Origin of the sequence: Alteromonas macleodii ATCC 27126 (assembly GCF_000172635.2) — a bacterium.
In the GTDB taxonomy this organism is placed as follows: Bacteria; Pseudomonadota; Gammaproteobacteria; order Enterobacterales; family Alteromonadaceae; genus Alteromonas; species Alteromonas macleodii.
This window is the reverse complement of sequence record NC_018632.1, coordinates 4,400,199-4,425,155: the sequence shown is the minus strand read 5'-3', so window position 1 is coordinate 4,425,155 and position 24,957 is coordinate 4,400,199. Positions and strand designations below refer to the sequence as shown.

The following is a 24,957-nucleotide window of genomic DNA, read 5'->3' as shown; positions in this document are numbered from 1 at the left end:
AATTGAAAAGTGCAAAACATTTAGGGGCAGTACTAACCTCGGCACTGCTTGTGGCTATGTCTGTGCCCACGGCACAAGCTAAATCTGACAGCGTACTTTTTTCATCAACGCCACCTGTTATAGATGGTGTAGCCAATGACGCTGCATGGAAAGGGGGCGATTGGCATGAAATGACGTCGCTTATGTGGGGCTCGGCTCCTGAGTCCGGTGATTTTTCTGGTCGATATAAACTGCGATGGAACAAGGATGCGCTGTATCTGTTGGCAGAAATACAAGACGATCACCTCTCAGATACCTATGCCAATCCCCTTGAACGTTATTGGGATGATGATTGTTTAGAAATTTTCATTGATGCTGATGCCTCTGGTGGCGATCACCTTAATAACTACAATGCGTTTGCCTATCACTTAGCGTTAGATAATCAGGTTGTTGATATAGGTCCAAATGAAGCAGGAGAGGCTGTACCACAACTCTACAACGATCACGTAGAGAACAAATGGCAGCGAGATATATCGGCGCCGCATAAGATTCATTGGGAAGCAGCGGTACGTGTATTTGATGATAGCTATCAACACGGAAAAGACAATTCGCCTGTCACCTTAAAAGAAGGTATGACACTGGGCTTTATGCTTGCCTATTGCGATGCAGATGGTGGCGACAGAGAGCACTTTTTAGGCTCTCATGAGATCACCCCGGTAAACGGCGATAAAAACTTGGGGTATAAAGATGCGTCGGTGTTTGGAAAGGTGAAGCTGACAAAGTAGTGAACCATAATTTGTCGCTACTTTAATTGATTGACTTGCTGCGCGTAATTGGAAGGAGTCGCAGAAATGCCACTCCTTTTAACCTGCAATCACTCACCTAGACTAAAAGCCATGCCATTTGGCGATAAAAAAAATGCGCAACAGAGCTCGTCACGCTCTAGCTGGTTGAGTTAATTGGCTTCGCCTTCCTGCTTACTCAGATCTAACTTGTCCAGCACTGCAAGTTTATTAAAACTGATCATCTCACGTATTTCTTTTCCATATTCATCGCCACGCTCAGAATACTTCCCTAAGCCATAGCTGAGCGCAACCCCGGTGACAGCCTTGTCTTCTTCACGTAAGGATTGGCGAATGTTACGCAATGGTTTGTAAGCATGGTGGGTGTTTAAATTTAGCATGTAGCTTTCTACTGAGTCGGCAGGCGAACGGAAATCAGCAACTTCATGATTTTTGTTAGTGTCACGCGATTTTGGAACGATACCGCAGCCCTTAGAGAAACACCACTGACCAAAAAAGTTGTTCCCTAATTTTGCAAAACGAGAGGTACCCCATGCACTTTCATTCGCTGCTTGTGCAATAGCTAACGACGCAGGAACAATGTCGGCACGCCTTAACAACACCTCGCAGGCTGACTCCTGTTCAAGGTCAGCATCGTCAACACGAAACTTTGTCAGGAACTGGTCTAGATTGTCTGCTTCATCCGCGTCGCAAGAACTTTGAATTTGCTCTCTATCGGTGGCTAGCTCTTTGTTCACCTCGACTACAATAGGAGTGAAATACTCAAAAAATGCCGCTTTTCGGTCAGGGCCTGCGGCATAAGCAGTAAAGTCTGGAGCAGATTCTTTGGCAAAAAAGGCGAACCACGCTGCGGTACTCGCCACTACTGCTACAAGCAACACAGCAATAAGTTTAGTGTTCGACATCAGGTGATACCTTTTTTATTAGAATGAAATAATACGCTTTTTAAGCAGACTACCTGAGCTTATTAAATCTCGCTAAGTGGTTAATCATCTATGCGGATTGATATTAATACCATACAGGTTCTTGTATGCGCTGCAACATATGGAGAAGGTCAGCAAATTAAAGATTTATAATGTATACAGTACTATCGGCAAGTACCAAATCAGACTCAATGTGAAATTCAATACCTTATTGCTTATGTACTGAGCGCGAGTTTTCTTTTGTGTTGAGCGTTAGTATCAGGTTAAGCAGTGATATGTAGCTGGGAAACTACGATTTCTGCTTTTGCTGTACGTTAGCATGGTGAGTAAGTGGTAAGAGTAGGTAAGAGTAAAAGTGGGGGGGCGTAGAACTCACACCCTGGTTTTATGTAATTATGTAAGAACGCAGCATTACGCTGCGTTCATTTAGCACTTTCTATGAGGCTTTCGGCTACTTGGCTTCAGCTTCACGCGCAATCGCACGGTGCGCGATATCAGTGCGGTAGTACACATCTTTAAACTGAATGGCTTTTAGTAGCTCGTAGGCTTTTTGCTGCGCTTCGGTAACGTTGTTACCCAAAGCTGTAGCGCAAAGTACGCGGCCACCTGCGGTTACCACTTCGCCATCTTGAAGGGCGGTGCCTGCATGGAAAACCTTTCCGTCTAACTTAGCGGCTTCTTCGAAACCCGTAATCACGTCGCCTTTATCATAGCTGCCTGGATAGCCGCCAGCGGCAAGCACAACACCTACCGACGCGCGCTCATCAAACTCAATCGTTTCGCCAGCAAGTTCGCCTTTGCACGCTGCTTGGCAAAGTGGAACTAAGTCAGACTTTAAGCGCAGCATGATTGGCTGAGTTTCCGGATCGCCAAAGCGACAGTTGTATTCGATTACCTTTGGAGTGCCATCGGCCATAATCATAAGGCCAGCATATAAAAAGCCAACGTAGTCGTTGCCTTCAGCAGCCATGCCGTTAACTGTTGGCATAATCACTTCTTGCATAATACGGTCGTGAATGTCCTGCGTTACAACCGGAGCCGGAGAATATGCACCCATTCCGCCTGTGTTCGGCCCTTTGTCACCGTCAGCAGCACGCTTGTGGTCTTGGCTGGTGGCAAAAGGTAGTACGTTTTTGCCGTCTACCATGACAATGAACGACGCTTCTTCACCGTCTAGGAATTCTTCAATAACTACGCGGCTGCCGGCTTCGCCAAACGCGTTACCTGCCAGCATGTCGCGGATAGCGTCTTCCGCTTCTTCAAGGGTCATCGCAACAATAACACCTTTACCCGCAGCAAGACCGTCAGCCTTTACTACAATCGGCGCGCCTTTCTCACGCACATAGGCAATAGCTGGGTCAATTTCTGTGAAGTTTTGATACTCGGCCGTTGGAATGTTGTGGCGAGCCAAAAAGTCTTTGGTAAAAGCTTTAGAGCCCTCAAGCTGCGCGGCAGCTTGAGTGGGGCCAAAAATCATTAAACCAGCGTTTGTGAACGCATCTACAACACCTGCAACTAGCGGCGCTTCTGGGCCTACAATAGTAAGCTCAACATCGTTGCCCTGAGCAAAAGAAACCAAGCCAGCAATATCATTTACATCGATAGCTACGTTCTCAAGCTTAGGTTCTGTAGCTGTGCCGGCATTGCCAGGTGCTACAAATACTGTTGAAACATCAGAAGACTGCGCTGCTTTAAACGCTAGCGCGTGTTCGCGGCCACCGCCGCCAATTACAAGTACGTTCATTAACTGTTCCGTTTTGAGTGTTTAATTTTATGATTTTGGTTTGGTGAATTTTAGCGTCATGCGATTGCTCTCGCCAATCGCCATGTATTTTTCGCGATCTTGATCATCTAGCGCCAAACGTGGAGGTAGCGTCCACACACCTTTCGGGTGGTCGGCAGTATCCATTGGGTTGGCGTTGACATCGCTGCTTGCTTCAAGCACAAAGCCTGCTTTTTCGGCGGCAGCCACAACGTAAGAACGCTTCATGTAGCCACTTTTCTTCATTGCTTCATCATCTGCGCTTTCAGGAAGCTCATGTTCCACTACGCCCAGTACGCCACCTGGCTTAAGCGCTTTGAAAAATGCGCCAAATGCATTGTCGATACCCTCGTCACCGTGACGCATATACCAGTTGTGTACGTTGCGAAACGTCAGCACCATATCGGCACTACCTGCGTCGCTAATATCTAACGCTTTGATTGGGTCGAATGCAGTAAGCTCAGCACCTTCGTACTTCATGCCCGGCTTCATTTTTTCTTTGAAGCCTTCCACCGATTTTTTAAAGTAACCGCTGGTTTCATCATCAACGTAAAAGTGAGCAGCTACATACTTACCGTTATCTTTTACAACAGAATAAAGGATGTCGGCGTACCAACCACCACCTGGAGAGATTTCTACCACAGTCATGTCTGGGGTAAGGCCAAAAAAGCGCAGTGTTTGCTGAGGATTACGGTACTCATCGCGTACTTTTGCACTAGCAGAGCGGATATCGCTCATTGCGGCAGCAGAAATCGCATCTGCGCTGGCATAAGTAGCACTTACACCTAGGGTTGCGGCTAACACATATTGGGCTAACTTTTTCATTCTTATTTCCTTTTTCTGTCGAGGGTAGGCGAATAACATAACACTATTACTACAAATTACCACGGGTCAGATCAAGCCTATCAGCTAACCCCTATTTGCACTTACGCCTTAGCAGAATAATTCGCAACTCTGTCGCTTCGATGAGATTTCACTACAACCAAGCAAATGACCTCGAGTCTGCGTATTTAAAAGGGTTAAGGAAAAATAACAAACACACAGTAAAGCCACTAAATGCCACTTTACTGCGTGTTTAACTTAGGTGTTGGTGTCCCTCACTAAGCCTGCACTAAAAGGTATTGCGTAAATACTTATTAGTGACGGAAGTGGCGCATACCCGTGAACACCATGGCAATGCCGTGCTCGTCAGCGGCATCAATGACTTCCTGGTCGCGCATAGAGCCGCCTGGCTGAATTACTGCTTTAATACCTGCTTCAGCCGCAGCGTCGATACCGTCGCGGAATGGAAAGAATGCATCAGACGCCATTACAGAGCCTGCAACTTCAAGGTTCTCATCAGCTGCTTTAATACCCGCAATTTTTGCAGAGTAAACACGGCTCATTTGGCCTGCGCCCACGCCTACCGTCATACCGTCTTTGCAGTAAACAATCGCGTTAGACTTAACGTATTTTGCTACCTTCCAGCAGAACATAAGGTCGCGTAGTTCATCTTCGCTTGGCTTACGCTTAGTCACAACTTCTAGGTCTTCCATTTCAACCATGCCGAAGTCGCGCTCTTGTACTAATAAACCGCCGTTTACGCGCTTAAAGTCATAACCTTCAGTTAACTGACCAGCCCAGTCACCACATGCTAGAAGACGTACGTTTTTCTTCGCACTTACTACTTCTTTCGCTTCATCGCTTACTGTCGGCGCAATAATGACTTCCACAAATTGACGGTCAACAATCGCTTGCGCCGTTTCCGCATCAAGCTCGCGGTTAAACGCGATAATTCCGCCAAATGCTGACGTTGGGTCAGTTTTAAACGCACGGTCGTAGGCACTTAAAATATCATTGCCAATGGCCACACCACATGGGTTAGCGTGCTTAACAATTACACATGCTGGCTCTTCGAATTCTTTTACGCACTCAAGCGCCGCATCCGTGTCAGCAATGTTGTTGAATGACAGTTCTTTACCCTGAAGCTGAGTAGCGGTAGCCACAGACGCTTCTTGAACATTGTTTTCAACATAGAATGCCGCTTCTTGGTGGCTATTTTCTCCATAGCGAAGGTCTTGCTTCTTAGTAAGCTGCATGTTGTAGGTACGTGGGAATTCACTGTGCTGGTGGTCACAGTCTGCTTCACAACCTGTGCTGTCTAAACGAGCACCAAAGTAGTTTGCAATCATGCCGTCGTATTCGGCCGTATGTTCAAACGCTTTAATCGCAAGGTCAAAACGGGTGTTGTACGTTAACGAGCCATTGTTGTCGTTCATCTCTGCAAGCACGCGAGAGTAGTCCGCCGCATTAACAACAATAGTGACATCTTTATGGTTTTTCGCTGCAGCGCGAACCATCGTTGGCCCACCGATATCAATATTTTCAATCGCATCTTCTAGCGTACAGTCTTCGTTTGCCACGGTAGCAGCAAACGGGTAAAGGTTAACCACCACAAGATCGATAGGCGCAATGCTGTGTTCTTCCATCACTGCTTCATCGGTACCGCGACGACCAAGGATACCGCCATGAATTTTCGGGTGAAGGGTTTTAACGCGGCCAGCCATAATTTCTGGGTGACCTGTGTGATCAGACACTTCTTTAACAGGTAAGCCAGCGTCAGCGAGAAGTTTAGCAGTACCGCCCGTCGACAGAAGTTCTACGCCAGCGTTATGCAGCGCTGTCGCGAAATCGAGGATACCGGTTTTATCAGAGACACTAAGGAGAGCACGTTTAATTGGTTTTGGTGTTTGCATAAATTTTAAGTTTCTAATGTTGTAGTGTTGAAACAAAAAGAGCACCGATTGGTGCTCTTTGGTGGGCAAAGCCCTTGGAATCTTAGTTCATGCCGTATTGCTTAAGCTTCTTGCGAAGTGTGCCACGGTTGATGCCCATCATGATGGCAGCGCGGGTTTGATTGCCGCGTGTGTAAGTCATGACTTCTTCTAGCAGCGGCGCTTCAACTTCAGCCAGTACCATTTCGTACAGGTTATCGATGTTTGCGTTATCCAGTTGCTTAAGGTACTTATTAACCGCTTGCTTTACAGAGTCACGCAGTGGCTTTTGAGCTTGCGTTTGTGAAGGCGTAGTTACTGTAGTAGTAAAAGGTGAAGTCACGTTTTGATCGAACATAATACTGTGTTGCTCTTAAGTTAGTCATCACTATGCTGCGGGAGAAATCTGTCGGGTTTCTCGTGTCTGCAGCGCTTGAAAATATGCATTTAGTGCATCGAGTTGCTCATTCGCATCATCGATAGCGTTAAACGTTTTACGAAACTGACGATCCGTATCGTGCTCCGCGAGATACCAGCCCACGTGCTTACGGGCAATTCTCACACCGGCTATGTCGCCATAAAAGTCCTGCACATTGGCTACGTGCTCATGCAAGAGTTCATATAACTCTGACAGCGGCGGTGCTGGTAGGTTCTCGCCCGTTTCAAGATAATGTTGGATTTGCTTAAATATCCAAGGTTTACCTTGCGCGCCGCGACCTATCATTACGCCATCTGCACCGGTGTAATTCAGCACCTCTTGTGCTTTCTCTGGAGAAGTAATATCACCATTTGCAATAACAGGAATTGAAATTGCCGCCTTTATTTGACGTATGGTGCTGTATTCAGCTTCTCCTTTATACATACAAGCTCGTGTTCTGCCGTGAACAGCAAGCGACTGTATGCCGTTTTGCTCTGCAATGCGGGCAATCTCTACCCCATTGCGATTTTCTGGGTTCCAGCCGGTACGAATTTTTAGTGTCACGGGTACATCAACAGCATTAACTACTGCTTTAATAATCGCTTCCACTGTGTCAGGGTATTGAAGCAATGCAGAACCTGCTAGCTTCTTATTGACCTTTTTAGCAGGACAACCCATGTTGATATCGATGATTTGCGCACCGTTCTCAACATTAAATTGTGCTGCTTGAGCCATAAGCTCAGGATCAGCCCCAGCTATCTGTACAGAGCGAATGCCTTCTTCACCCTCATGATTCATTCGCGCTTGTGATTTAGCTGTGTTCCAAACTTTCGGATTACTCGAAAGCATTTCTGAAACAACAAGCCCTGCACCTAAGCGCTTACAAAGTTGGCGAAACGGTCTGTCTGTTACGCCAGCCATGGGGGCCAACATCAAATTGTTTTCTAACTCGTAAGGTCCAATTCGCATTGTAAAATGTATAGCTCGCCATCTAAAACTGCACAGAAAATATACACCCGGCTAAAACGGGGCGCTAAGTGTACGTGTTTTCGCAAGGCTTGAAAAGGCTAAAAATCGCACAAAATTTCACTCCGTGGTCTTGACAGTGAAAAAAATCTGTCACATTAGTAAGCTAACGTCGATTTTTAGTTTAAATATTGTACGAAAGTCTTACAGCCCCCGATTTGAAAGGGCTGTAATGTGAAAAAATTAACAATTAATTAGGCGGTAACGTGCTTTTTCGTACAAATTTTCGTCGCAATTTTGAGGTGGTTGACCGAAAACACACTATTCTAACTGGGCGTAATATTCACCGACTGGTCGGTTTATCGCTCAAACTTAGTGTTTTTTGCCCGACACTCTCGCCCATTCGCCATCTATTGCACTGGGTTCAAGTGTAATATCTTGAGCGTACGCTTCTTCTATGCGCGTAACTTGCTCCGCCAAAATGCCAGAAAGAACTAACAAACCGCCTGATTTGCAGTAATTTGTAATCACGCTTTGAAGTTCTAGTAATGGACCTGACAAGATGTTCGCCATCACGACATCGGCTTCAAGCTCAGGCTGGTCTTCAGGAAGGTATACATCCAAACGGTCTTCAACGCCGTTGCGTCGTGCATTTTCTTTTGTTGCTTGTAGCGCTTGTGGGTCGATATCAATGCCGATGACGCGTTTAGCACCCAATTTCAACGCAGCCAGCGCTAATATTCCAGAGCCACAGCCAAAATCGACAACGGTTTTATCTGTCATATCTATGCCGTCTAGCCAGCGCAAGCAAAGCGCTGTGGTAGGGTGCGTGCCAGTACCAAAGGCAAGCCCAGGATCTAGCATTACGTTAACGGCGTTTGGATCGGGAACATCGCGCCAGCTTGGGCATATCCACAAGCGCTCGCCAAATTGCATGGGATGGAAGTTATCCATCCACTCTCGCTCCCAGTCTTTGTCTTCAAGTGGCTCAAGCTTATATTTAAAATCAGGGCCTAAGACTTTGGCTTTACCCAAGCGCTGAAGGATGCTTTTCATATCGGCATCAGCTTCAAATAAGCCGACGACTTGTGTATCGGGCCACAGTAACACTTCACCCGGCTTGGGCTCGTACATAGGGGTGTCTTTCGCATCCACATAGGTCACTGCTTGTGAGCCGTTGGCCGTTAGCATGTCGCCTATTGATTCTGCATGTTCAGAGGAGGTATTAATTCGAAGTTGTAGCCAAGCCATAGTTATCGTTCATTGAGACCTTTGCGCTTTATTGTACCTTTGCTTGGCAGTAAACAAAATGCAGGCAAGCGAAAAGCTTTCAGTAAATGAGAACGCGATGCTTACAGAGGCATGATCAAATCTAACCACTTTGGTTTTCAACAGGCTCTCACGTACTCAATAAAACTTGGCTGCTCAATTGATTACGTAAGCCTCGAGAAAAACTAACCTTTTGTCGACTGGTGAAATTCTAATATAAGTTTATATTATGAGAAGGGTATCGTTTAATTTATAGTCTGGTTCATCTGTTGTATGCGCGCACTTTTATCTGCTGTTTGTTTACTGTGTTTTATCATACCGCTTAGCGCGAAAGAGCTAGATGTGGTTGTAGGCTGGAACAAGCCTCCATACGTTATTTCACAAGAGCACACCGGCTTTGAAGTTGACTTGGTGCGGGCGATCCTTGCTGAAATGGGATATGGATTGTCGCCTATTTATGTTCCTTTCGGGCGTACGGCAAGGTTATTAAAAGATGACGCCGTTGACATTGGACTTACCCTTAATCCTGCACACACAGTCGATCAAAGCATTTTATCTGAGCCATATATTATCTATCAGAACGTCGTGGTAACACGGGCAGACAGAGAACTGACGATAGACAGTATCGACGATTTGAAAGGTAAAAGCGTCATTGCTTTTCAAACCGCTCAATCGGTATTAGGTGAGGACTTTGGGCGAACTCTCGCATCGCAAACTACCTATATAGAAATGGCACGACAAGATCGTCAAGTGGACATGCTGATGCGCGGCAGTGTCGATGTTGCCATTCTCGATAGAAATATTTTCAACTACTTCAAATCTGCAAACAGTGCTTATGCCGAAGACGCAACCGTCTTTCATGAGCTTTTTCCTATATCGCCTTACAGTGCTGCAATCCCCGACCCAGCGCTTAGAGCCAAGTTTAACGCCACCCTTCGGCTATTTATTGAAGATGGGCGGTATCAGTTACTGCTTGATGAATATAAGCTCGATAACCTCCTTCATAAGCTTCCCGTTGCGGAAACGGCAAAATAATTCTTAGACAGTGAACTATTTCTGATTCAACGTATAAGAAACTAACATTACGTTACCTTCTATTGCCGTCAAACGCTGCATAATAAGAAGGAGTAACAGGCGCTAGGATCATACGTTAAGGAAAGGTTTATGTTGAAACAGGGTTTTTTGCTGGCCGTAGTCGTGCTATGCACTGCATGCGTGTCTCAAGCAAATCATACAGATAAGATTGAGCAATGGTTAGATAAGCCTGCTCACGTTCAGGCGCAAGCTATTGCGAGTGGCGACACGACATCTGCTGAGCTCGTTAGCGGTTATCTTGCGCGAATCGAACGGCTAGATGAAAAGGTAAATAGCGTCTTAGCGTTGAATCCTAACGCGCTGACCGAAGCGAAGGCCATCGATAAACAACTAGCGAATGGCGAGACGCTCGGCCCTCTGGCAGGTATTCCCGTACTGCTAAAAGATAATATAGAAAGTGCAGAGATGCCCACCACAGCCGGCTCAATGGCGCTTATTACTAATGACACTGGTCGCGATGCGCCTATCGTAGAAAAACTGAAAGCGGCAGGGGCAATTATTTTGGGTAAAACCAATTTGTCTGAATGGGCAAACTTTCGATCTGAATCCTCTATCAGCGGCTGGAGTGCAGTTGGAGGGCTTACCCGAAACCCCCATATGCTATCAAGAAGTGCTTGTGGCTCGTCATCGGGCTCGGGCGCTGCCATGTCGCTTCGCCTCGCGTCACTTGCCGTGGGCACCGAAACCAATGGCTCTATTATTTGTCCGGCATCCATAAACGGGGTAGTCGGCTTTAAACCAACCGTGGGCTTGCTTTCCAGAACTCACATAGTGCCTATTTCTTTCAGTCAGGACACCGCAGGACCAATGACGTCTAACGTTCAAGACGCCTGGCTAATGACGGCAATCATGGCGGGCCCTGATGCAAGCGATAACGCGACACTAGATGCTGAGTCTCACCGCCCTTCTATGCCAACATCTTCAATGCTGGCTACAGATTTAAAAGGCAAGCGTATTGGTGTGGTTAGGTACCGCCAAGGCGATAACCCTCATGTACTGGCTGTTTATGAAAAGGCGTTGAACCAGCTTAAAGCATCGGGCGCGACGCTGGTGGACATCAGTGACTTCTCTCAGCCAGATTCATTTTGGGCAGACTCCTATAATGTTCTGCTGAGTGAGTTCCATCATAGTATTAACGAATACTTGTCGGGGTCTCCAGCAGAGCTTCCTGCAAGGAACTTGTCTGAGCTTATCGATTTCAATAACAAAACAGAGCGCGAGTTAGCGTTATTCAATCAAGACATTTTCGAAAAATCGCTCGCGTCGGCAGCCATTGACAGCGAAAAGTATCAAAATGCACTGCGCCTTATTCAAGACACGGCGGGCAAAAATGGTATTGATACGTTATTAGCAAAGCACAATGTTGATGTACTAGTTGCGCCCTCAAACAGCCCTTCTTTTTTAATAGACGGCGTATATGGTGACCATTCGCCAGTCGGTTTTATCGGTATCGGGTATTTGGCCGCAATTGCAGGATATCCGCATCTCACAGTGCCCGCTGGACAGGTGAAAGATCTTCCTGTGGGAATTAGCTTTATTGGTGGAAAGTGGCAAGACGAAAGCGTGTTGAAAATAGGTAGAGTCTTTGAAGCAAAACACGGCTTCTTCATTAAGCCTGGCCTTCTGCCTACACGTTTTGACAACCCAGCGCTAAAAGGTATCGAAGACGGAATTGACGTAGTTCGCTAGCGGGAAATGAGGATACATAATCGTATTTCGCCTCAACAGAAACGAAAAAAGCCCTTGGTTTAACTCAAGGGCTTTTGAACGTCTTTTCTTTCGATTGGTTAGCCAGGCTTTTTCACCCAAGCGCTACACCAGCCATCAGCGTTAACAAGCTTATTAGGGAAAATGTTACAAGGGCGGTGTTGTTCGCCATCGGCGCCCTGCACATACATGCAGTTTGCGCATTTTGCACCTTCAACAGTTGACGACGGTGTGTAGTTCAGTGCTTTTGCAGTAGGGTCATCAGCGCTCAATTGTTCTTGAGCCTGAGCACGTAACGCTACACCACCTAATGTAAGACCGATAACTGTCGAGCCAGAAAGCTTTAAAAAGTCACGGCGATTTACAGATTTCATAACATTCTCCTTAAGAGATAGAAACGATAATGATTCTTTTTTATTCAGTGCCTTAAACGCAAAAACCTGCCCAAAGAGGCAGGTTTTGTTTCATGTTTAAATACTATCTCTTTTTGAAAAAAGATCGAACGAAATGTCGCATTTTCGCTTGATCCAGATTAAATAAACTTCAGAGTTACAACCTTAAGTATTGAATGTAAGACCGTTGGACAGTTTATTAGTTCACTTCACGGTTAACTTTACATCGGGCTTTGCATACGCAAATTGCGCAATTCGTTGTGTGCTGTGGTAGCTGTCTAGGCCTGAGATACAGGCCGTTTGCGCTTGTTCTATATCTGCATAGCCGTCTGAATCTATTATTTGCTCAGGAACGTAGAGCTCCTGGATTTCGCCGATAACCATTTCGGTTTCATTAAGCAAAGTAAAATGCTGTGCTACTTTTAAGCCCATTTTAATTTCACTTTCTTTGACATACGGCGCACTGAAGGACTCACTGATCTGCGCGGTTAAACCAACGGCTTCAAATTCACTTTCATCTGGCGCATAGCGGGCTGATGTTTGGTGGGCTTTGTCGACCCAGTCAACAGCCACGTGATTTAGCGTATAAAAGCCCTGCTGTTTTATATTGCTCAACGTATCTCGCGTGACGGTATGAGGACGCATGATCATGCCAATGAGAGGCGGGTTTGCACCGACATGAACAATAGAGCTCACTATAGCCAAATTGTTTGTAACGCCGTTTGTTGTACCCACCAAAGTCGCCGATTTAAAACCAGACAAACTATTAATTAGGTTTGCGCGGTAGCGCTGTGCAAGGGCGTCTATATCACCGCGGGTAAACTGCTTAGTCATTCTCTCTTTCTGCCTCTATCTGAATGTCATCACCGTGCTGATAAGCAGTAAGTTCAATGGGCTGACAACACACTTGGCAGTCGAGCACCTGTACTTGGCCAACATCGTTAATTTCATCTATTTCAACATCATTTGGGGCCATACAGTAAGGACAGGAAAAGCTCATGGAACGAGTTAAACTCATATTTAAATGCCTTTGTAATCACTAATGCTATTTGTTACGTAATGCAAAGACGAGTGGATTTTCTTTTAGACACGCCCTTTGTATCTGATTTTAAGAGAAAAGGGCAAGACTGCCATTTGACGCTTATGAGTAATCAGAAAACTGGGTGCACAAATAATAGATGTGATAGACGAAAAAGGTGGCCTTGTGGCAAATAAAGTTGGTCAATGCCCGTGCTGTAATAGAGAAACTCGCCTTACTTACCATCATCTTATTCCGCGAAAAATGCACAGGCGTACCTATTTTAAAAAGCACTTTAGCAAAGCGGAGCTTCAGGACGGCATTTACATTTGCAGACAATGTCACAGCGGTATACATCGATTTTATGATGAGATGACGTTAGCCAAACACTACTTCAATTTGCAGCGTTTATTGGCAGATGCGCAGCTTTCTTCGTTCTTTCATTGGGTGTCTAAACAGCGCGTACGCGTGTAAAAGTACACGCTGTGCACTATTGGCAGCAGATGTGATACCCAATCGCGGAGGATTTAATTTGATTCGCGTGGCTGTATAAATATACACTGCTGGTGTTTTCATAGCCAAAGATACCTCATGCGAAAAGATTTACCGCCACGTTATTACCTTACACACTTTCACGAGTTCCTTGGGTTCTTTGAGGGTGCTAGCAGGGCGCTTCTAAGTGACGAAGCCACTGACTTTGTTAGGCGTTTTAAAGCGTTAGACGATGACAAACAGTGTATTGTTGTGCGCGCTGCAAATCGCAAGTATGCAGTGATTGACAGGACGCAGTTCAATTATAGCGAAATCGCTGTGCCACAAGAGCAAATAGATTGGCTTACCGACAACGGCTGGTTTGGTGACCTTACCCACGCTTCGCTTAATGACATCGCTGGTGTCTTGACCAAAGATGCTCTGCTTGAGCTACTTGCTGAATACGGCAGTATTCAGGGGCTCGCATCTCTCACCAAGCCTAAACTCGTGACGTTGCTTAATGAACATATCGAAGCTAGAGGCTGGCCAGAGCGTTTTTCGCTAGATAACTACTTAGTGTGCTTGTTCGACGATGCACTTCGCTATTTGCTGTTTATCTATTTTGGTAACACCAAAAGCCGCCTAAATCAGTTTTCTATGCGCGATTTAGGCGTAATGAGAACCCGTTCTGATTCCGTAACGGATACGGCGCGTTTTGAAACTAAAAGCGACGCCCAAGCGTCATGGTTTTACGCCAACCATTACAGCCAGTTAGCTTTTTATAACGATGATATGTTGCTTACCATTGCCGAAGGTGAACTGCCCATTACAGAAGGTGTGTCGGCCTGTTTTTATCGCGACCAGTTTCTCTATGCACTAGGTCTAAAAGTGCTGATGTTTGATAGAGCGAAAGGGCTAGAAGTATTGAAAGCGGCGCAAAGCGATAAGGCCAAAGAAAAGTGGTTAAGAGAGAGCTACAAGGACGGAAATGAAAATAGTGTTAAACAGACCCTTGAAGAGATAATTGATAATCCGCAATCGGATACGCTGTTAGCATTTGCAGAAGATTTCTATGCCCGTAAATACCACAAAAAACGCACCAGCACGGTTACCGACATGCTTCGCAATGCTAGCCGTACACTGGATATTGACGTAAGCCAAAATCAACAGGTTGAGCGTGGTGTGCTGGCGCATTATGCAAGGCACGGCATTGAAGGCTGGCGCACGGAAAACCGATTGTGGCGCAGTTTGTTCGGCCTTACCTTTTGGAGGCAACTTTACGAAGAAGACACGCTGGTTACGGAGTTTGATCGCAGGCCGTTATCGCTTAAACAGAATAACTTTTACGCCAAGTTTGAACACAGTATTGAAGCGTTGTTACAGGCGCTTGATAGCAAACAAAAACTGCGTTTTCATATTCACAAAATGGCCACGATGCACTATGGCAAAGTGAATAGCCTGTTTATGTGGTCTAGTCATTTGCTTACGCCTATAGAAGCGCTAATTGAGCATGGTTCGCTAGATTCGATTTATGCTTTACTTCGCATGATGTGCAAAGACTTTGAGAGCCTCCGAGATGGCTTCCCCGATATCATGGTATTTGACGGCGCACTTCGCTTTGAAGAAATCAAAGCGCCTGGCGATCAGCTTCGCCGAAATCAGCTGGTTTCAATTCAACGTTTGCAGCAAGCTGGATTTGACGTTGCGGTAACAACAGTGAAATGGATACGCGACCCAGCACAGCCTTATGTTGTGGTAGATATAGAGACCACTGGAGGAAACAGCAGCTACAACCGGATTACCGAAATAGGTATGGTAAAACTTGTGGGTGGGAAAGAGGTAGACAGGTTTCAAACCCTGTTAAATCCGCAGCGCCGAATTCCTAGCAACATTACCCGCCTTACTGGAATTTCGGATGACATGGTGGCAGATGCTCCGCTTTTTGCTGAAGTAGCGGAGCACGTGGCAAATTTCACCGAAGACGCTGTGTTCGTTGCTCACAACGTAAACTTTGACTACGGGTTCATTAAGCAAGAGTTTGCAAGACTAGAGCAAAGTTTCAGGCGACCCAAAATGTGTACCGTTCGCGAAATGCGTCGCACCTATCCTGGGCTGCCTTCTTACTCGCTGGCAAACTTAACAAAGCATTTTCACATAGAAATGGAGCAGCATCACCGCGCACTGAGCGATGCGAAAGCCGCCGCCGAGTTGTTGAAGCTAGCGTTTGAAAAAGACGATGAGCAAGTGAGCGTTTAAGTCGGCCACTAATTGTTTGGAACTTTAGCGTAGTTGAACTGAACAAAATGAGCCGAAAATAAGTATGTAGTGGGGTTAAACACGCATATTGAGATGTAAGAAATGGCATTAACTGAAGAACAAGAATCACGTGTAATTGAAATGGCGTGGGAAGACCGTACGCCTTTCGAGGCAATAGAGCGTTTATACGGGCTGCCTGAAAAAGATGTGATAAAGCTTATGCGTAAAAATCTCAAACAGAAAACCTTCAAGAACTGGCGAGAGCGCGTGTCGGGTAGAAAAACCAAACATGCCAGCCTGCGCCCTGATGGTGTGGACAGAGGATACTGCCCCTCTCAGTACAAATTTAAAGGCGCTAATAAGTAGCGTGTAGAAACCTTTCCTATAGAAGCGGAACTGCCTTACGTTGTCGCTGCCTTTATTTTTTGGGAGGCGAAATAGTAGTAATCGGCAAAAGAAACGCAGTCAACTGCTGACGCATGGGGGTAGGAAAAACGACCGTGTTTTCTGATTGCAGAATACTCTTAGCGTGGCGAACCTGACGCAATAGATTTTGATAGGTGTCGTTATTTTGCTGAATCGCTTCTACCTTGTTCATGACAAGCTCAATGAACTCTGCAGGAGAAACGTCTGTATGTTGTTTGATCTCAAACGCCAGTGCCTTTAGCACGTAGGCTTCCCACTCCTTTCTATAACTGTCTTTCAGCCGTTCCGGGTAAAGCGTTAAGTCAGATATATCTTGCGCTAAGTCTACGATATCGAGAGGATCATCAAAAAGGACGCGAAACGCAAGCAGCGCTTCATCGGAGAGTCGGGAAATGGGAAGTTTTTCTTTGAACTGAGCGTAACGGCTGGGCACAAGAACACCTTCAAATTACGATTATTAGAGTTAAACAGTACGAGCTTTAGCGCTTCATTAGACTAAAGTTTAATAAACTCAACTTTAAGTTTAAAGCTCAAGAGATTAAAAATACGTAATCTGCGGCAATTGAACTCACAATGGCGACAAGCCGTAACTTATTATGCACTGTTAAAGTGTGTACGCGTTCTTGCTGTTTGGCCCATCGTTTGATGGGCCTTTTTTATGTGGAGTAGGCGCTTCGTTTCATTCAACTATCGAAGGAGAGTTTTACTCCTGCCAGTAATCGACTGACGCTATCTACCACATCAGCTCTTATAAACCATTCAACATCATGCTTCTCAGATAGCACGCCACTAAATTCCAGAGAGCCGCCGTGACCTGTTCCTAGAAAGTCTTCAATTAATTCAGCGCGCTCACCAAAACTACTGTCTATATAGGAATAGTAAGCAAAATATTCGATAGGATATGATGTGTTAAAAGCGCTTGCAGCGAATTCACCGCTGGTGCCCACTACAACTTTCGCAGCACTTTCATCAGTACGCTGCACTAATTCAATGAACGCGGTATCTTGTTCATTAATACGTAATCGATATTCTGCCCGGGCAAACGTACCGTTCAGCATTCTTTCAAAACTGGCTTCGTAGCTATGTCGTTGTCCCATCTTGGCCGAATATTCAATTTCGAAATACTCATCCTCTCCGCCAATATTAAAGGCTTCAGATGCTTCAGCATTTGCAAGTTGACCAACGACTATTTCAATGGCGGTGTCGTTTTGCAATTGCTTCACGTGACGTACTCCCGTTATCCAACCATCTTTCGACAAGCCGGTGGAAGAAACACGCCCTTTGTAAGTTGGAATAACACCTAACTCAGTTTTCCCCGAACCGGTTTCATGCCTTAAGTACAGACGCCTTGCGTAGAGATAATCAGTGTTGTCGCTGCCGAATGTATTGTGACTTGATGAAAAGTCATCGCCAGTCACCACAAAGCTGTTTACTGACCACGCAGAAGTGATGGCAAGAGAGGGATAGTAACGCAGTCGATATTGTTCGCGGCTCGGGCGGTTGGAACGATTATCGTAACGAACCTGAATATCTAGCTTCTGTGAGAAGGTGGGCGCTATTTGTTCTGCCTGCGCGTTAGTTCCTGCAATGGCTATCAGCGGTAAAATAAACAAAAAAGGATTTCGCACCTGTTTAACCCTAAACAACATGATTAAGTAGTTTATACATTAAATCTAATTACTTAGCGCAACGAATAGCGGTTTAAGGAAAAAAATACAAAAAAAAGCCGGCAGGGATGCCGGCAATAAGTGGAGTGGGACTCCAATGAGGGTAAAACACACAAAAGCATTAAAACTCAGGGAGATGTCTTAAAACTTGTATGCAGTATAGAACCAGTTTTTAAATAGGAAAATCGTTAAAAATTGATTGTAGTAATCGGAAAATTAGAATGTGCTGAATAGCGAATAGCGAATAGCGAATAGCGAATAGCGAAGAAAGAAAATTGGGCTACACAAAAAACAGCGTGTAGCCCAAAGGGGGGATTAGGCTAAACCTAGCTTCTTCTCTAGGTAGTGGATGTTGGTTCCACCCGCGAAGAAGTTTTCATCGGCCATAATGGCTCGCTGAAGAGGGATATTCGTTTTAATTCCTTCAACCACAATCTCTTCAAGGGCGTGGCGCATACGAGCAATCGCTTCGTCGCGGCTTTCACCATAAGTGATAAGCTTACCAATCATTGAGTCGTAGTAAGGAGGCACGTGGTAGCCCGCGTAAATATGCGACTCCCAACGAATACCTAAACCACCTGGCGCATGGAACATATCAATAGGACCAGGGCTAGGAATGAAGGTTTGTGGATCTTCTGCGTTAATTCGACATTCAATAGCGTGGCCACGAATTTGAATTTGCGACTGATCAATTGATAGTGGCTGACCGGCTGCAATGCGAAGCTGCTCTTTAATAAGGTCAACGCCTGTGATCATTTCAGATACTGGGTGCTCTACCTGAATACGGGTATTCATTTCAATGAAATAGAATTCGCCGTTTTCATATAGGAACTCGAATGTACCTGCTCCGCGGTAGCCAATTTCAATACAGGCTCTGCGGCAGCGATCGCCAATCTTGGTGCGCATTTGCTCAGAAATACCCGGTGCAGGCGCTTCTTCAACCACTTTTTGGTGGCGACGTTGCATTGAACAGTCACGCTCACCTAAGTGAATGGCGTTACCTTGGCCATCGGCTAATACCTGAATTTCAACGTGACGTGGGTTCTCAAGGAATTTTTCCATGTAAACCGTTGAGTTACCAAATGCAGCACCAGCTTCCGCTTGCGTTGTTTCAATGGCTTTAATCAACTCAGCTTCGCTGCGCACCACGCGCATACCACGACCACCGCCGCCGCCCGCAGCTTTAACGATGATTGGGTAACCAATGCGCTTAGCAATGGCTTTGTTGCGCTCTACGTCGTCAGTTAGCGGGCCGTCGGAACCGGGTACACACGGTACGCCTGCCTTTTTCATGGCGTTGATAGCAGAAACTTTGTCACCCATAAGGTTGATAGTTTCAGCTTTAGGGCCAATGAAAATAAAGCCGCTTTTTTCTACCGCTTCAGCAAAGTCTGCGTTTTCCGCTAGGAAACCGTAACCTGGGTGAATAGCAATAGAGTTAGTGACTTCTGCAGCAGCAATAATGCGAGGAATGTTCAGGTAGCTTTCGGTTGCTGATGCTTTACCAATACAAATTGATTCGTCAGCCAGCAACACGTGCTTCAAGTTTTTATCCGCAGTAGAGTGCACTGCTACGGTTTTGATGCCTAGTTCTTTACAGGCTCTCAAAATACGCAGGGCAATCTCACCACGGTTAGCAATAAGTACTTTATCTAGCATAGTTAAGCACTCGCTTATTCAATGATGAACATTGGCTGGTCAAATTCTACAGGGTCTTGGTTTTCAACCAAGATTGCCTTAACCACACCGGCTTTATCTGCTTCAATTTGGTTCATCATCTTCATCGCTTCAACGATACAAAGCGTGTCGCCAACTTTCACTTGCTGACCCACTTCTGCAAATGCTTTTGCCGTTGGTGAAGATGCACGGTAGAACGTACCTACCATTGGAGACTTAACAACGTGACCTTCTGGCTGAGCTGGCTCTGCTGGTGCTTCAGAAGCAGTGGTAGCGGCCGCCGCTGGAGCAGGTGCCATTTGCGGTGCAGCTGGTGCTGCAAAGCTGTAGTTCATTGGCGCTTGAACACCCGTTGGGCCACGGTGGATGCGTACAGACTCTTCGCCTTCAGTGATTTCTAGCTCGGCAATGCCAGATTCTTCCACTAGTTCGATGAGTTTTTTAATCTTTCTAATATCCATGTTCTGTCTCTGCTTTATTTATGCGATTTCGGTAAGTTGATTGCTGCAGTTAGCGCGAGCGAGTAGCCCATGGCACCAAGGCCAACAATGACGCCAGCTGCAACATCAGAAAAATAGGAATGATGACGAAACGGTTCACGGGCGTGAACGTTCGACAAATGCACTTCAATAAACGGGATATTGACACTTAATAATGCATCGCGAAGGGCGACGCTGGTGTGCGTGAAGGCAGCAGGATTAATAATAATGGCATCAACAGTACCCATAGCAGCGTGCACGCGATCAATCAGTTCAAACTCAGCGTTTGACTGAAAATGCGTTAAGGTCACGTTGCTTGACGCAGCCTGCGCCTGCAAATCATCTACGATGTCTTGCAAGGTTTGTGTGCCGTATTTGTCGGGTTCTCTTTGGCCTAACATATTCAGGTTAGGGCCGTTCAATAACAAAATATTCATCTAGTTTGCTGCTATCTTCGGGAAAAAGTCACGGTTATTGCCATTTCAACAAACTTTTGTGACAGTTGCACGAAAAAAAGCCAATTAATTTGTTCGTTTATTGTGTTAAATGCTGATTATAGTGATAGATAAAGATTTCGCAGCAAAATACTGGTCTAATCAGGTGTTTTCGGCGCAAAGTTTATTGGAAAGTTTGCTTATTTGCTGCCTGTGAAACCGCAGCATGCTGCACTCTCAGAAGGCGTTAGTGGGGGATGAGATGGTAGTTTTAACGAAAAGTATCAGTATGTATTGCTATAAATGCTAAGGCGAGGCCTTAGTTAGGGCGCTGTCGAGGGAAAACGGCACACTCACGTACTTACCATGGAATTTGGCTACATAAATGCCAAAGTGAAGGTGGGGTAAGGAAGAAAACCCCGTATTGCCGGTATAACCGATAAGCTGCCCGCGCTTTACAGTTTGCCCTCTTGTTACTACAACACCATTATATTTCAGGTGGTAGTATTCGCCGGTGGTTCCGTCGCTATGAAGAATAACAACGTAGTTAGCGTATTTTGCAAACTTCGGCGTTGGCCCGCCTTTCGTGCCGTCATCTTTCGTGTCGATCACTACGCCTTCCCGGGCGGCTAAAATAGGTGTACCTACAGGCGCGGCAAAATCGAGCGCATACCTTGACGCACCAGAATGACTAAAATTGCCGTTAAAGCCTTGAACAATACGGTATTTGCTAGCTGGCTGTAGCGGTGGCAGATACGTATAGGCGTTGTCGTGTATCGCGTCTACGCGCCCCACCGTCCATTTAACGCGCATAGATGCCCAGAATGCGTCGGCATTTTTTACTACGCCAAGGGGCACTTGGTCATTGGTATCTAAAAATGCGTTAACGTGGGCTTTCGATTTAAGCTCCCCATTGCCTGTGGGAATGTCTTGCATAACATTGGAATACAGAGTTAGCGCTACGGGCAATTCTACTTTTCTCTGTACTGAGACTAAATAAAGAGAAGAAGACGAAGGCGTAAGTTCAAAACAAAAGCGTTTGTTATCAAAGCACCCCGTGGTTTTCGCTGTTACTGATAGGGAAAAAGTGAGCGAAATAAATAAGAAGGCCAGCATTGAAGCCACCCTTCTTTTCTGAACCCCGTTTCTACCCGAGATAAAGGGAGCGGCGTCTCGCACCGCTCGCCATACTCGCCATATGAGAAGAGGAAAGTCCTCGAATCGACGCGCCTTAGTCCAAGCGACCAATTTGACCGTCATTAGTGTTAGACCTATTGTTAAGCCACTCGTTTACGTGACCGGCAAAGGCGTCTGCTTTCATAAACCCGGTGACACGGGCTTTGGTTAGCTCGTCGCCGTTTTCGTCAAAGAACAAAATGGTAGGCAGGCCTAGCACAGTAAAGGTGTCAAAAATCTCCTGACGTTCTGGTGTGTTATCGGTAAGGTCCATCTGCATCCATACCGTATTGCTAAGCGCAGATACCACTTTTTCGTCTGGGAACGTGTACTTCTCGAACTCCTTACAGGCTACGCACCAGTCGGCGTACAAATCGACCATCACGGTTTTACCTTGTGCGTTAGCCGCCGCAATTTTATTACGTAAGTCTGTCAAATCTCGCGCAACAACAAAGTCTGGGTGCCCTGCGTGAACACCATCAGCATGTTCGCCCCAAAGCTCTGTGTTTAGCCCTGCTTGATAAGTAAGGCCAGCACTTCCCATGATGCCTATTGCCACCACAACAGCACGTACAAGTTTCATCAGTGAGTTTTTGCTGGCGCGATTGAGTACCCAGTAGTAACCGAATAAACCGAAGCCAAGCAATCCCCATAGGAAGCCAGTGGCTGGGCTATTATATAAACGCTCAATAAACACAATGGCCACGGCAAGCATCATAAAGCCGAAAGTCACCTTAACCACATTCATCCAGTTACCTGCTTTAGGTAGGAGTTTTCCACCTGTCATGCCGAACAGAATAAGTGGAACGCCCATACCAATACTTAACAAGTAAAGAGAAATAAAGCCCAGTGTCATATCGCCAGTTTGGGCGATGAATAACAATATACCGGTTAGCGGGGCAGTAGTGCAGGGTGAAGCGATAAGGCCAGACAATACGCCCATAATAAACACCCCTGCGAAACTGCCGGGCGTTTGATTGTTACTCATGTGAGTGAGCTTTTCTTGATACTTTGCCGGTAGCTGAATTTCAAAGCCACCAAACAGAGCAACGGCAAGCGCCACAAATAGCACAATGAATACGCCCAGCACCACAGGGTGTTGAAGCGCAGCTTGAAACTGCGCTCCTGCCACAGCGACAACCAACCCAAGCAACGAGTATGTAATTGCCATGCCTTGTACATAAACAAAGGTTAGCCAGAATGAATGCGATGCGGTTTTAGGCTTGCCCTGACCAATCACAATGCCCGACACAATGGGATACATAGGAAATACGCAAGGCGTAAAGGCTAAGCCTACGCCTAGTGCAAAAAATAGAGCTAAAGTGAGCGCAAGGTTATCTTTATCAATTAGCCTTTGCGCTAAATCGAACTGCTCGCTTTGCGAAGAGGCCGCTGCGTCATTTGATTCTGAGGTCGTATCTGTATCAGCAACTGCACTGCTTCCCACTTCGTTTAAATACACGACTTTCACTGTCGGCGGGTAGCAAAGCCCTGCGTCAGCGCAGCCTTGATAGCGAATTTTAACTACGCCGTCACTGAGTGCTGACTCAATGGGTAAGGTAATAGATACGCCGTTATAAAACACTTCAGACTCGCCAAAAAACTCATCCTGAATCATTATCCCATTTGGGTACTCAGGCTCGCCAATTTCGGCTTGTTTCGCCACAAACTTAAACTGCTTTAGATACAGATAATAGCCTTCCGCAATATCGAAACTTACCGTAAGCGCGTCGCCTTTTTGGTTAAAATCGAACGCAAACGCTTGGTCTACATCTAAAAATTGGGGTTCATCCACGAACGGATCGTCAAAGGCATTGGGCACCTGAGCCAAGGCGAACGTGCTTAATAACGTCATTAAACAAAATGCTGAAAGTACATAAGCGCTAAAGCGACGAAACAGTGAAGCTGATGCAGTGCCTGATGGAAAAGAAGGTAAAGTCATAAAGTTACAGTTCATTTTTATCTATTTTGCGTTGTCGTTATTTTTATTAGAATTACGTTTTAACTAGCGCTGTAGCGTGGTTTGTAACCACTGACCGTAAGCGCTGCTAGCCTCAGCATTAAGTTCTAACCATTCAGGGACATCATACGGATGTAGTTCGCTTACTCTATCGAAGGCCTGTAAAACGTGTTGTGTGTTCGTTTTAATAAGCAGTTGGCATTCTGCGTCGGTTTCCACCTTCCCCTGCCACTCATAAACGGACTCTATACCCTTGATTATGTTGACGCAGGCGGCAAGCTTTTCTTCAACAAGCGTGCTGGCAATTAACTGCGCTGTCTTTTCATCGGGCGTGGTGCACAATACAAGCTTAATTGTCATGAACTTTTCCTACTTTATTTCGCGCCTGTTACTTTGCTAATGGGTCGATATGTAATTGACCTGAAAAGTCGCACTATTCTTTCATAGCTACAGTATATCACGGTCGTTATCGGTCGCTTTAAGTGGCTATTTAAGCGAAAGGGTGGGCACCTTTTCTTGTTATTACGTACAAAGACCCTATAACAGGTTATGAATACATGAAAGAGGAAGCATTTTGCGGGTTTTATTTATACTGTTTGCCCTATTACCTATTTTAGAGATTGCGTTGCTGATAAATGTGGGCAGCGTGATCGGTGGTTGGAATACCGTTGGCTTGGTACTTCTTTCTGCCTTTATTGGTGCTTACTTTGTTAAACGCGAAGGCGTGAGTACACTGCAAACTGCACAAGAAAAAATGCAGCGAAATGAAGTGCCAGGAAAAGAACTAGTTGAAGGCTTGATGCTGGTGGTTGCAGGTATTTTACTTGTGACGCCAGGCTTTATTACCGATATTTTCGGCTTCTTATTGGCAATGCCAGGCTCTCGTCACTTCTTTGCTGCTCAGGTCAGTAAGCACATGAAAATGCGTGTTGTCGCTCCGGGTATGGGGCCGGGAACTGCAGGCTTCGGACAGGGTCAGTCACCGTTTGGGCAAAGTCCTTTCGACCAGCGTTCACGCTCACATAATAGCGATGGTGATGTGTTTGAAGGTGAGTACACCGATCACACCACTAACGACCCAGATAAGCGCTTAAAATAGCGAGCCCCAACGCCCTCTCCATCAGGTTATGAGCGCCGTTTACCGCGATAAACGGCGTTTACTTGCCCAATAAAAAGAAGTATTTAGTGAAAAACCAATTTTTTTACATTTTTTTGCTTAAAAACCCTTGAAGTTATCTGGGTACTACCCCATCTATCCGTGCAGAAACGATTTTAACTGCTCAGCAATGAGCAACCCAGGCACACAACATTCGGACAGTCTGAATG

At 45.8% G+C, this 24,957-nt stretch carries 25 protein-coding genes; 7 read left to right on the top strand and 18 right to left on the bottom strand.

Annotated features, from left to right (window positions below):
* Nucleotides 1–2: 2 nt before the first annotated feature.
* Nucleotides 3–764: a sugar-binding protein gene (locus tag MASE_RS18850; protein ID WP_014951294.1), complete on the top strand. Its 762-nt coding sequence runs from the start codon at nt 3–5 to the stop codon at nt 762–764.
* A 170-nt stretch (nt 765–934) separates the two neighbouring features.
* Here MASE_RS18850 and MASE_RS18845 read toward each other — a convergent pair whose 3' ends face one another.
* The 7 genes from MASE_RS18845 to prmA form a co-directional block, all read right to left on the bottom strand.
* Entirely contained in the window at nt 935–1,687 is a 753-nt protein-coding gene (locus tag MASE_RS18845) for a glucosaminidase domain-containing protein (RefSeq protein WP_014951293.1), read from the bottom strand.
* Between the two features lie 469 nt (nt 1,688–2,156).
* A complete protein-coding gene (gene purD, locus MASE_RS18840) occupies nt 2,157–3,449 on the bottom strand; it encodes a phosphoribosylamine--glycine ligase (protein WP_014951292.1) in 1,293 nt (430 codons plus the stop codon).
* A 27-nt stretch (nt 3,450–3,476) separates the two neighbouring features.
* Complete coding sequence (locus tag MASE_RS18835; RefSeq protein ID WP_014951291.1) at nt 3,477–4,292, bottom strand: class I SAM-dependent methyltransferase; 816 nt, start codon at nt 4,290–4,292, stop codon at nt 3,477–3,479.
* Between the two features lie 311 nt (nt 4,293–4,603).
* On the bottom strand, nt 4,604–6,202 hold the full coding sequence (gene purH, locus MASE_RS18830) for a bifunctional phosphoribosylaminoimidazolecarboxamide formyltransferase/IMP cyclohydrolase (RefSeq protein WP_014951290.1): 1,599 nt from the start codon (nt 6,200–6,202) through the stop codon (nt 4,604–4,606).
* 82 nt (nt 6,203–6,284) lie between these two features.
* A complete protein-coding gene (gene fis, locus MASE_RS18825; RefSeq protein WP_012520109.1) occupies nt 6,285–6,578 on the bottom strand; it encodes a DNA-binding transcriptional regulator Fis in 294 nt (97 codons plus the stop codon).
* A 30-nt stretch (nt 6,579–6,608) separates the two neighbouring features.
* The gene (gene dusB / locus MASE_RS18820; protein ID WP_014951289.1) at nt 6,609–7,607 is read right to left on the bottom strand and encodes a tRNA dihydrouridine synthase DusB; all 999 of its coding nucleotides are present in this window, start codon (nt 7,605–7,607) and stop codon (nt 6,609–6,611) included.
* Between the two features lie 369 nt (nt 7,608–7,976).
* Nucleotides 7,977–8,855, bottom strand: coding sequence for a 50S ribosomal protein L11 methyltransferase (gene prmA, locus MASE_RS18815; RefSeq protein ID WP_014951288.1), 879 nt, complete (start codon nt 8,853–8,855; stop codon nt 7,977–7,979).
* Nucleotides 8,856–9,146: 291 nt separating this feature from the next.
* Here prmA and MASE_RS18810 point away from each other — a divergent pair, with 291 nt between their 5' ends.
* Nucleotides 9,147–9,908: a substrate-binding periplasmic protein gene (locus MASE_RS18810; RefSeq protein ID WP_014951287.1), complete on the top strand. Its 762-nt coding sequence runs from the start codon at nt 9,147–9,149 to the stop codon at nt 9,906–9,908.
* Nucleotides 9,909–10,037: 129 nt separating this feature from the next.
* A complete protein-coding gene (locus tag MASE_RS18805) occupies nt 10,038–11,657 on the top strand; it encodes an amidase (RefSeq protein WP_014951286.1) in 1,620 nt (539 codons plus the stop codon).
* Between the two features lie 98 nt (nt 11,658–11,755).
* Here MASE_RS18805 and MASE_RS18800 read toward each other — a convergent pair whose 3' ends face one another.
* The 3 genes from MASE_RS18800 to MASE_RS18790 all read right to left on the bottom strand — a co-directional run bounded on the left by MASE_RS18800 (nt 11,756) and on the right by MASE_RS18790 (nt 13,085).
* A complete protein-coding gene (locus MASE_RS18800; protein WP_014951285.1) occupies nt 11,756–12,049 on the bottom strand; it encodes a high-potential iron-sulfur protein in 294 nt (97 codons plus the stop codon).
* Between the two features lie 222 nt (nt 12,050–12,271).
* Nucleotides 12,272–12,901, bottom strand: coding sequence for a flavin reductase family protein (locus tag MASE_RS18795; RefSeq protein ID WP_014951284.1), 630 nt, complete (start codon nt 12,899–12,901; stop codon nt 12,272–12,274).
* Nucleotides 12,894–13,085: a zinc ribbon domain-containing protein gene (locus tag MASE_RS18790; RefSeq protein WP_014951283.1), complete on the bottom strand. Its 192-nt coding sequence runs from the start codon at nt 13,083–13,085 to the stop codon at nt 12,894–12,896. Before MASE_RS18790 ends, MASE_RS18795 begins: the two co-directional genes overlap by 8 nt.
* Nucleotides 13,086–13,271: 186 nt before the next feature.
* On the opposite strand from MASE_RS18790, the gene MASE_RS18785 reads away from it, so the two are divergent.
* The 3 genes from MASE_RS18785 to MASE_RS18775 all read left to right on the top strand — a co-directional run bounded on the left by MASE_RS18785 (nt 13,272) and on the right by MASE_RS18775 (nt 16,178).
* Nucleotides 13,272–13,559 carry a hypothetical protein gene (locus tag MASE_RS18785; protein WP_230598863.1) on the top strand — a complete coding sequence of 96 codons (288 nt, stop codon included), beginning with the start codon at nt 13,272–13,274 and terminating at the stop codon, nt 13,557–13,559.
* Nucleotides 13,560–13,676: 117 nt separating this feature from the next.
* Nucleotides 13,677–15,812 carry an exonuclease domain-containing protein gene (locus MASE_RS18780; protein ID WP_014951281.1) on the top strand — a complete coding sequence of 712 codons (2,136 nt, stop codon included), beginning with the start codon at nt 13,677–13,679 and terminating at the stop codon, nt 15,810–15,812.
* Between the two features lie 102 nt (nt 15,813–15,914).
* Nucleotides 15,915–16,178 carry a TIGR03643 family protein gene (locus tag MASE_RS18775; RefSeq protein ID WP_014951280.1) on the top strand — a complete coding sequence of 88 codons (264 nt, stop codon included), beginning with the start codon at nt 15,915–15,917 and terminating at the stop codon, nt 16,176–16,178.
* Between the two features lie 52 nt (nt 16,179–16,230).
* Here the strand turns inward: MASE_RS18775 and MASE_RS18770 are convergent, their stop codons facing one another.
* The 8 genes from MASE_RS18770 to cutA all read right to left on the bottom strand — a co-directional run bounded on the left by MASE_RS18770 (nt 16,231) and on the right by cutA (nt 23,991).
* A complete protein-coding gene (locus MASE_RS18770) occupies nt 16,231–16,671 on the bottom strand; it encodes a hypothetical protein (protein WP_014951279.1) in 441 nt (146 codons plus the stop codon).
* Nucleotides 16,672–16,921: 250 nt separating this feature from the next.
* Nucleotides 16,922–17,866, bottom strand: coding sequence for a hypothetical protein (locus tag MASE_RS18765; RefSeq protein WP_014951278.1), 945 nt, complete (start codon nt 17,864–17,866; stop codon nt 16,922–16,924).
* A 354-nt stretch (nt 17,867–18,220) separates the two neighbouring features.
* Complete coding sequence (accC, locus tag MASE_RS18760; protein ID WP_014951277.1) at nt 18,221–19,564, bottom strand: acetyl-CoA carboxylase biotin carboxylase subunit; 1,344 nt, start codon at nt 19,562–19,564, stop codon at nt 18,221–18,223.
* A 14-nt stretch (nt 19,565–19,578) separates the two neighbouring features.
* Complete coding sequence (gene accB / locus MASE_RS18755) at nt 19,579–20,043, bottom strand: acetyl-CoA carboxylase biotin carboxyl carrier protein (RefSeq protein WP_014951276.1); 465 nt, start codon at nt 20,041–20,043, stop codon at nt 19,579–19,581.
* Between the two features lie 14 nt (nt 20,044–20,057).
* Nucleotides 20,058–20,498 (bottom strand): type II 3-dehydroquinate dehydratase, encoded by a 441-nt coding sequence (gene aroQ, locus MASE_RS18750; protein WP_014951275.1) that lies wholly within the window; start codon nt 20,496–20,498, stop codon nt 20,058–20,060.
* Between the two features lie 303 nt (nt 20,499–20,801).
* Nucleotides 20,802–21,611 carry a M23 family metallopeptidase gene (locus MASE_RS18745; protein ID WP_014951274.1) on the bottom strand — a complete coding sequence of 270 codons (810 nt, stop codon included), beginning with the start codon at nt 21,609–21,611 and terminating at the stop codon, nt 20,802–20,804.
* 115 nt (nt 21,612–21,726) lie between these two features.
* On the bottom strand, nt 21,727–23,613 hold the full coding sequence (locus MASE_RS18740; protein ID WP_014951273.1) for a protein-disulfide reductase DsbD: 1,887 nt from the start codon (nt 23,611–23,613) through the stop codon (nt 21,727–21,729).
* Between the two features lie 63 nt (nt 23,614–23,676).
* Nucleotides 23,677–23,991, bottom strand: a complete 315-nt coding sequence (cutA, locus tag MASE_RS18735; RefSeq protein ID WP_014951272.1) for a divalent-cation tolerance protein CutA — start codon at nt 23,989–23,991, stop codon at nt 23,677–23,679.
* A gap of 214 nt (nt 23,992–24,205) precedes the next feature.
* On the opposite strand from cutA, the gene MASE_RS18730 reads away from it, so the two are divergent.
* Complete coding sequence (locus MASE_RS18730) at nt 24,206–24,730, top strand: FxsA family protein (protein WP_014951271.1); 525 nt, start codon at nt 24,206–24,208, stop codon at nt 24,728–24,730.
* The last annotated feature ends 227 nt before the right edge of the window (nt 24,731–24,957 follow it).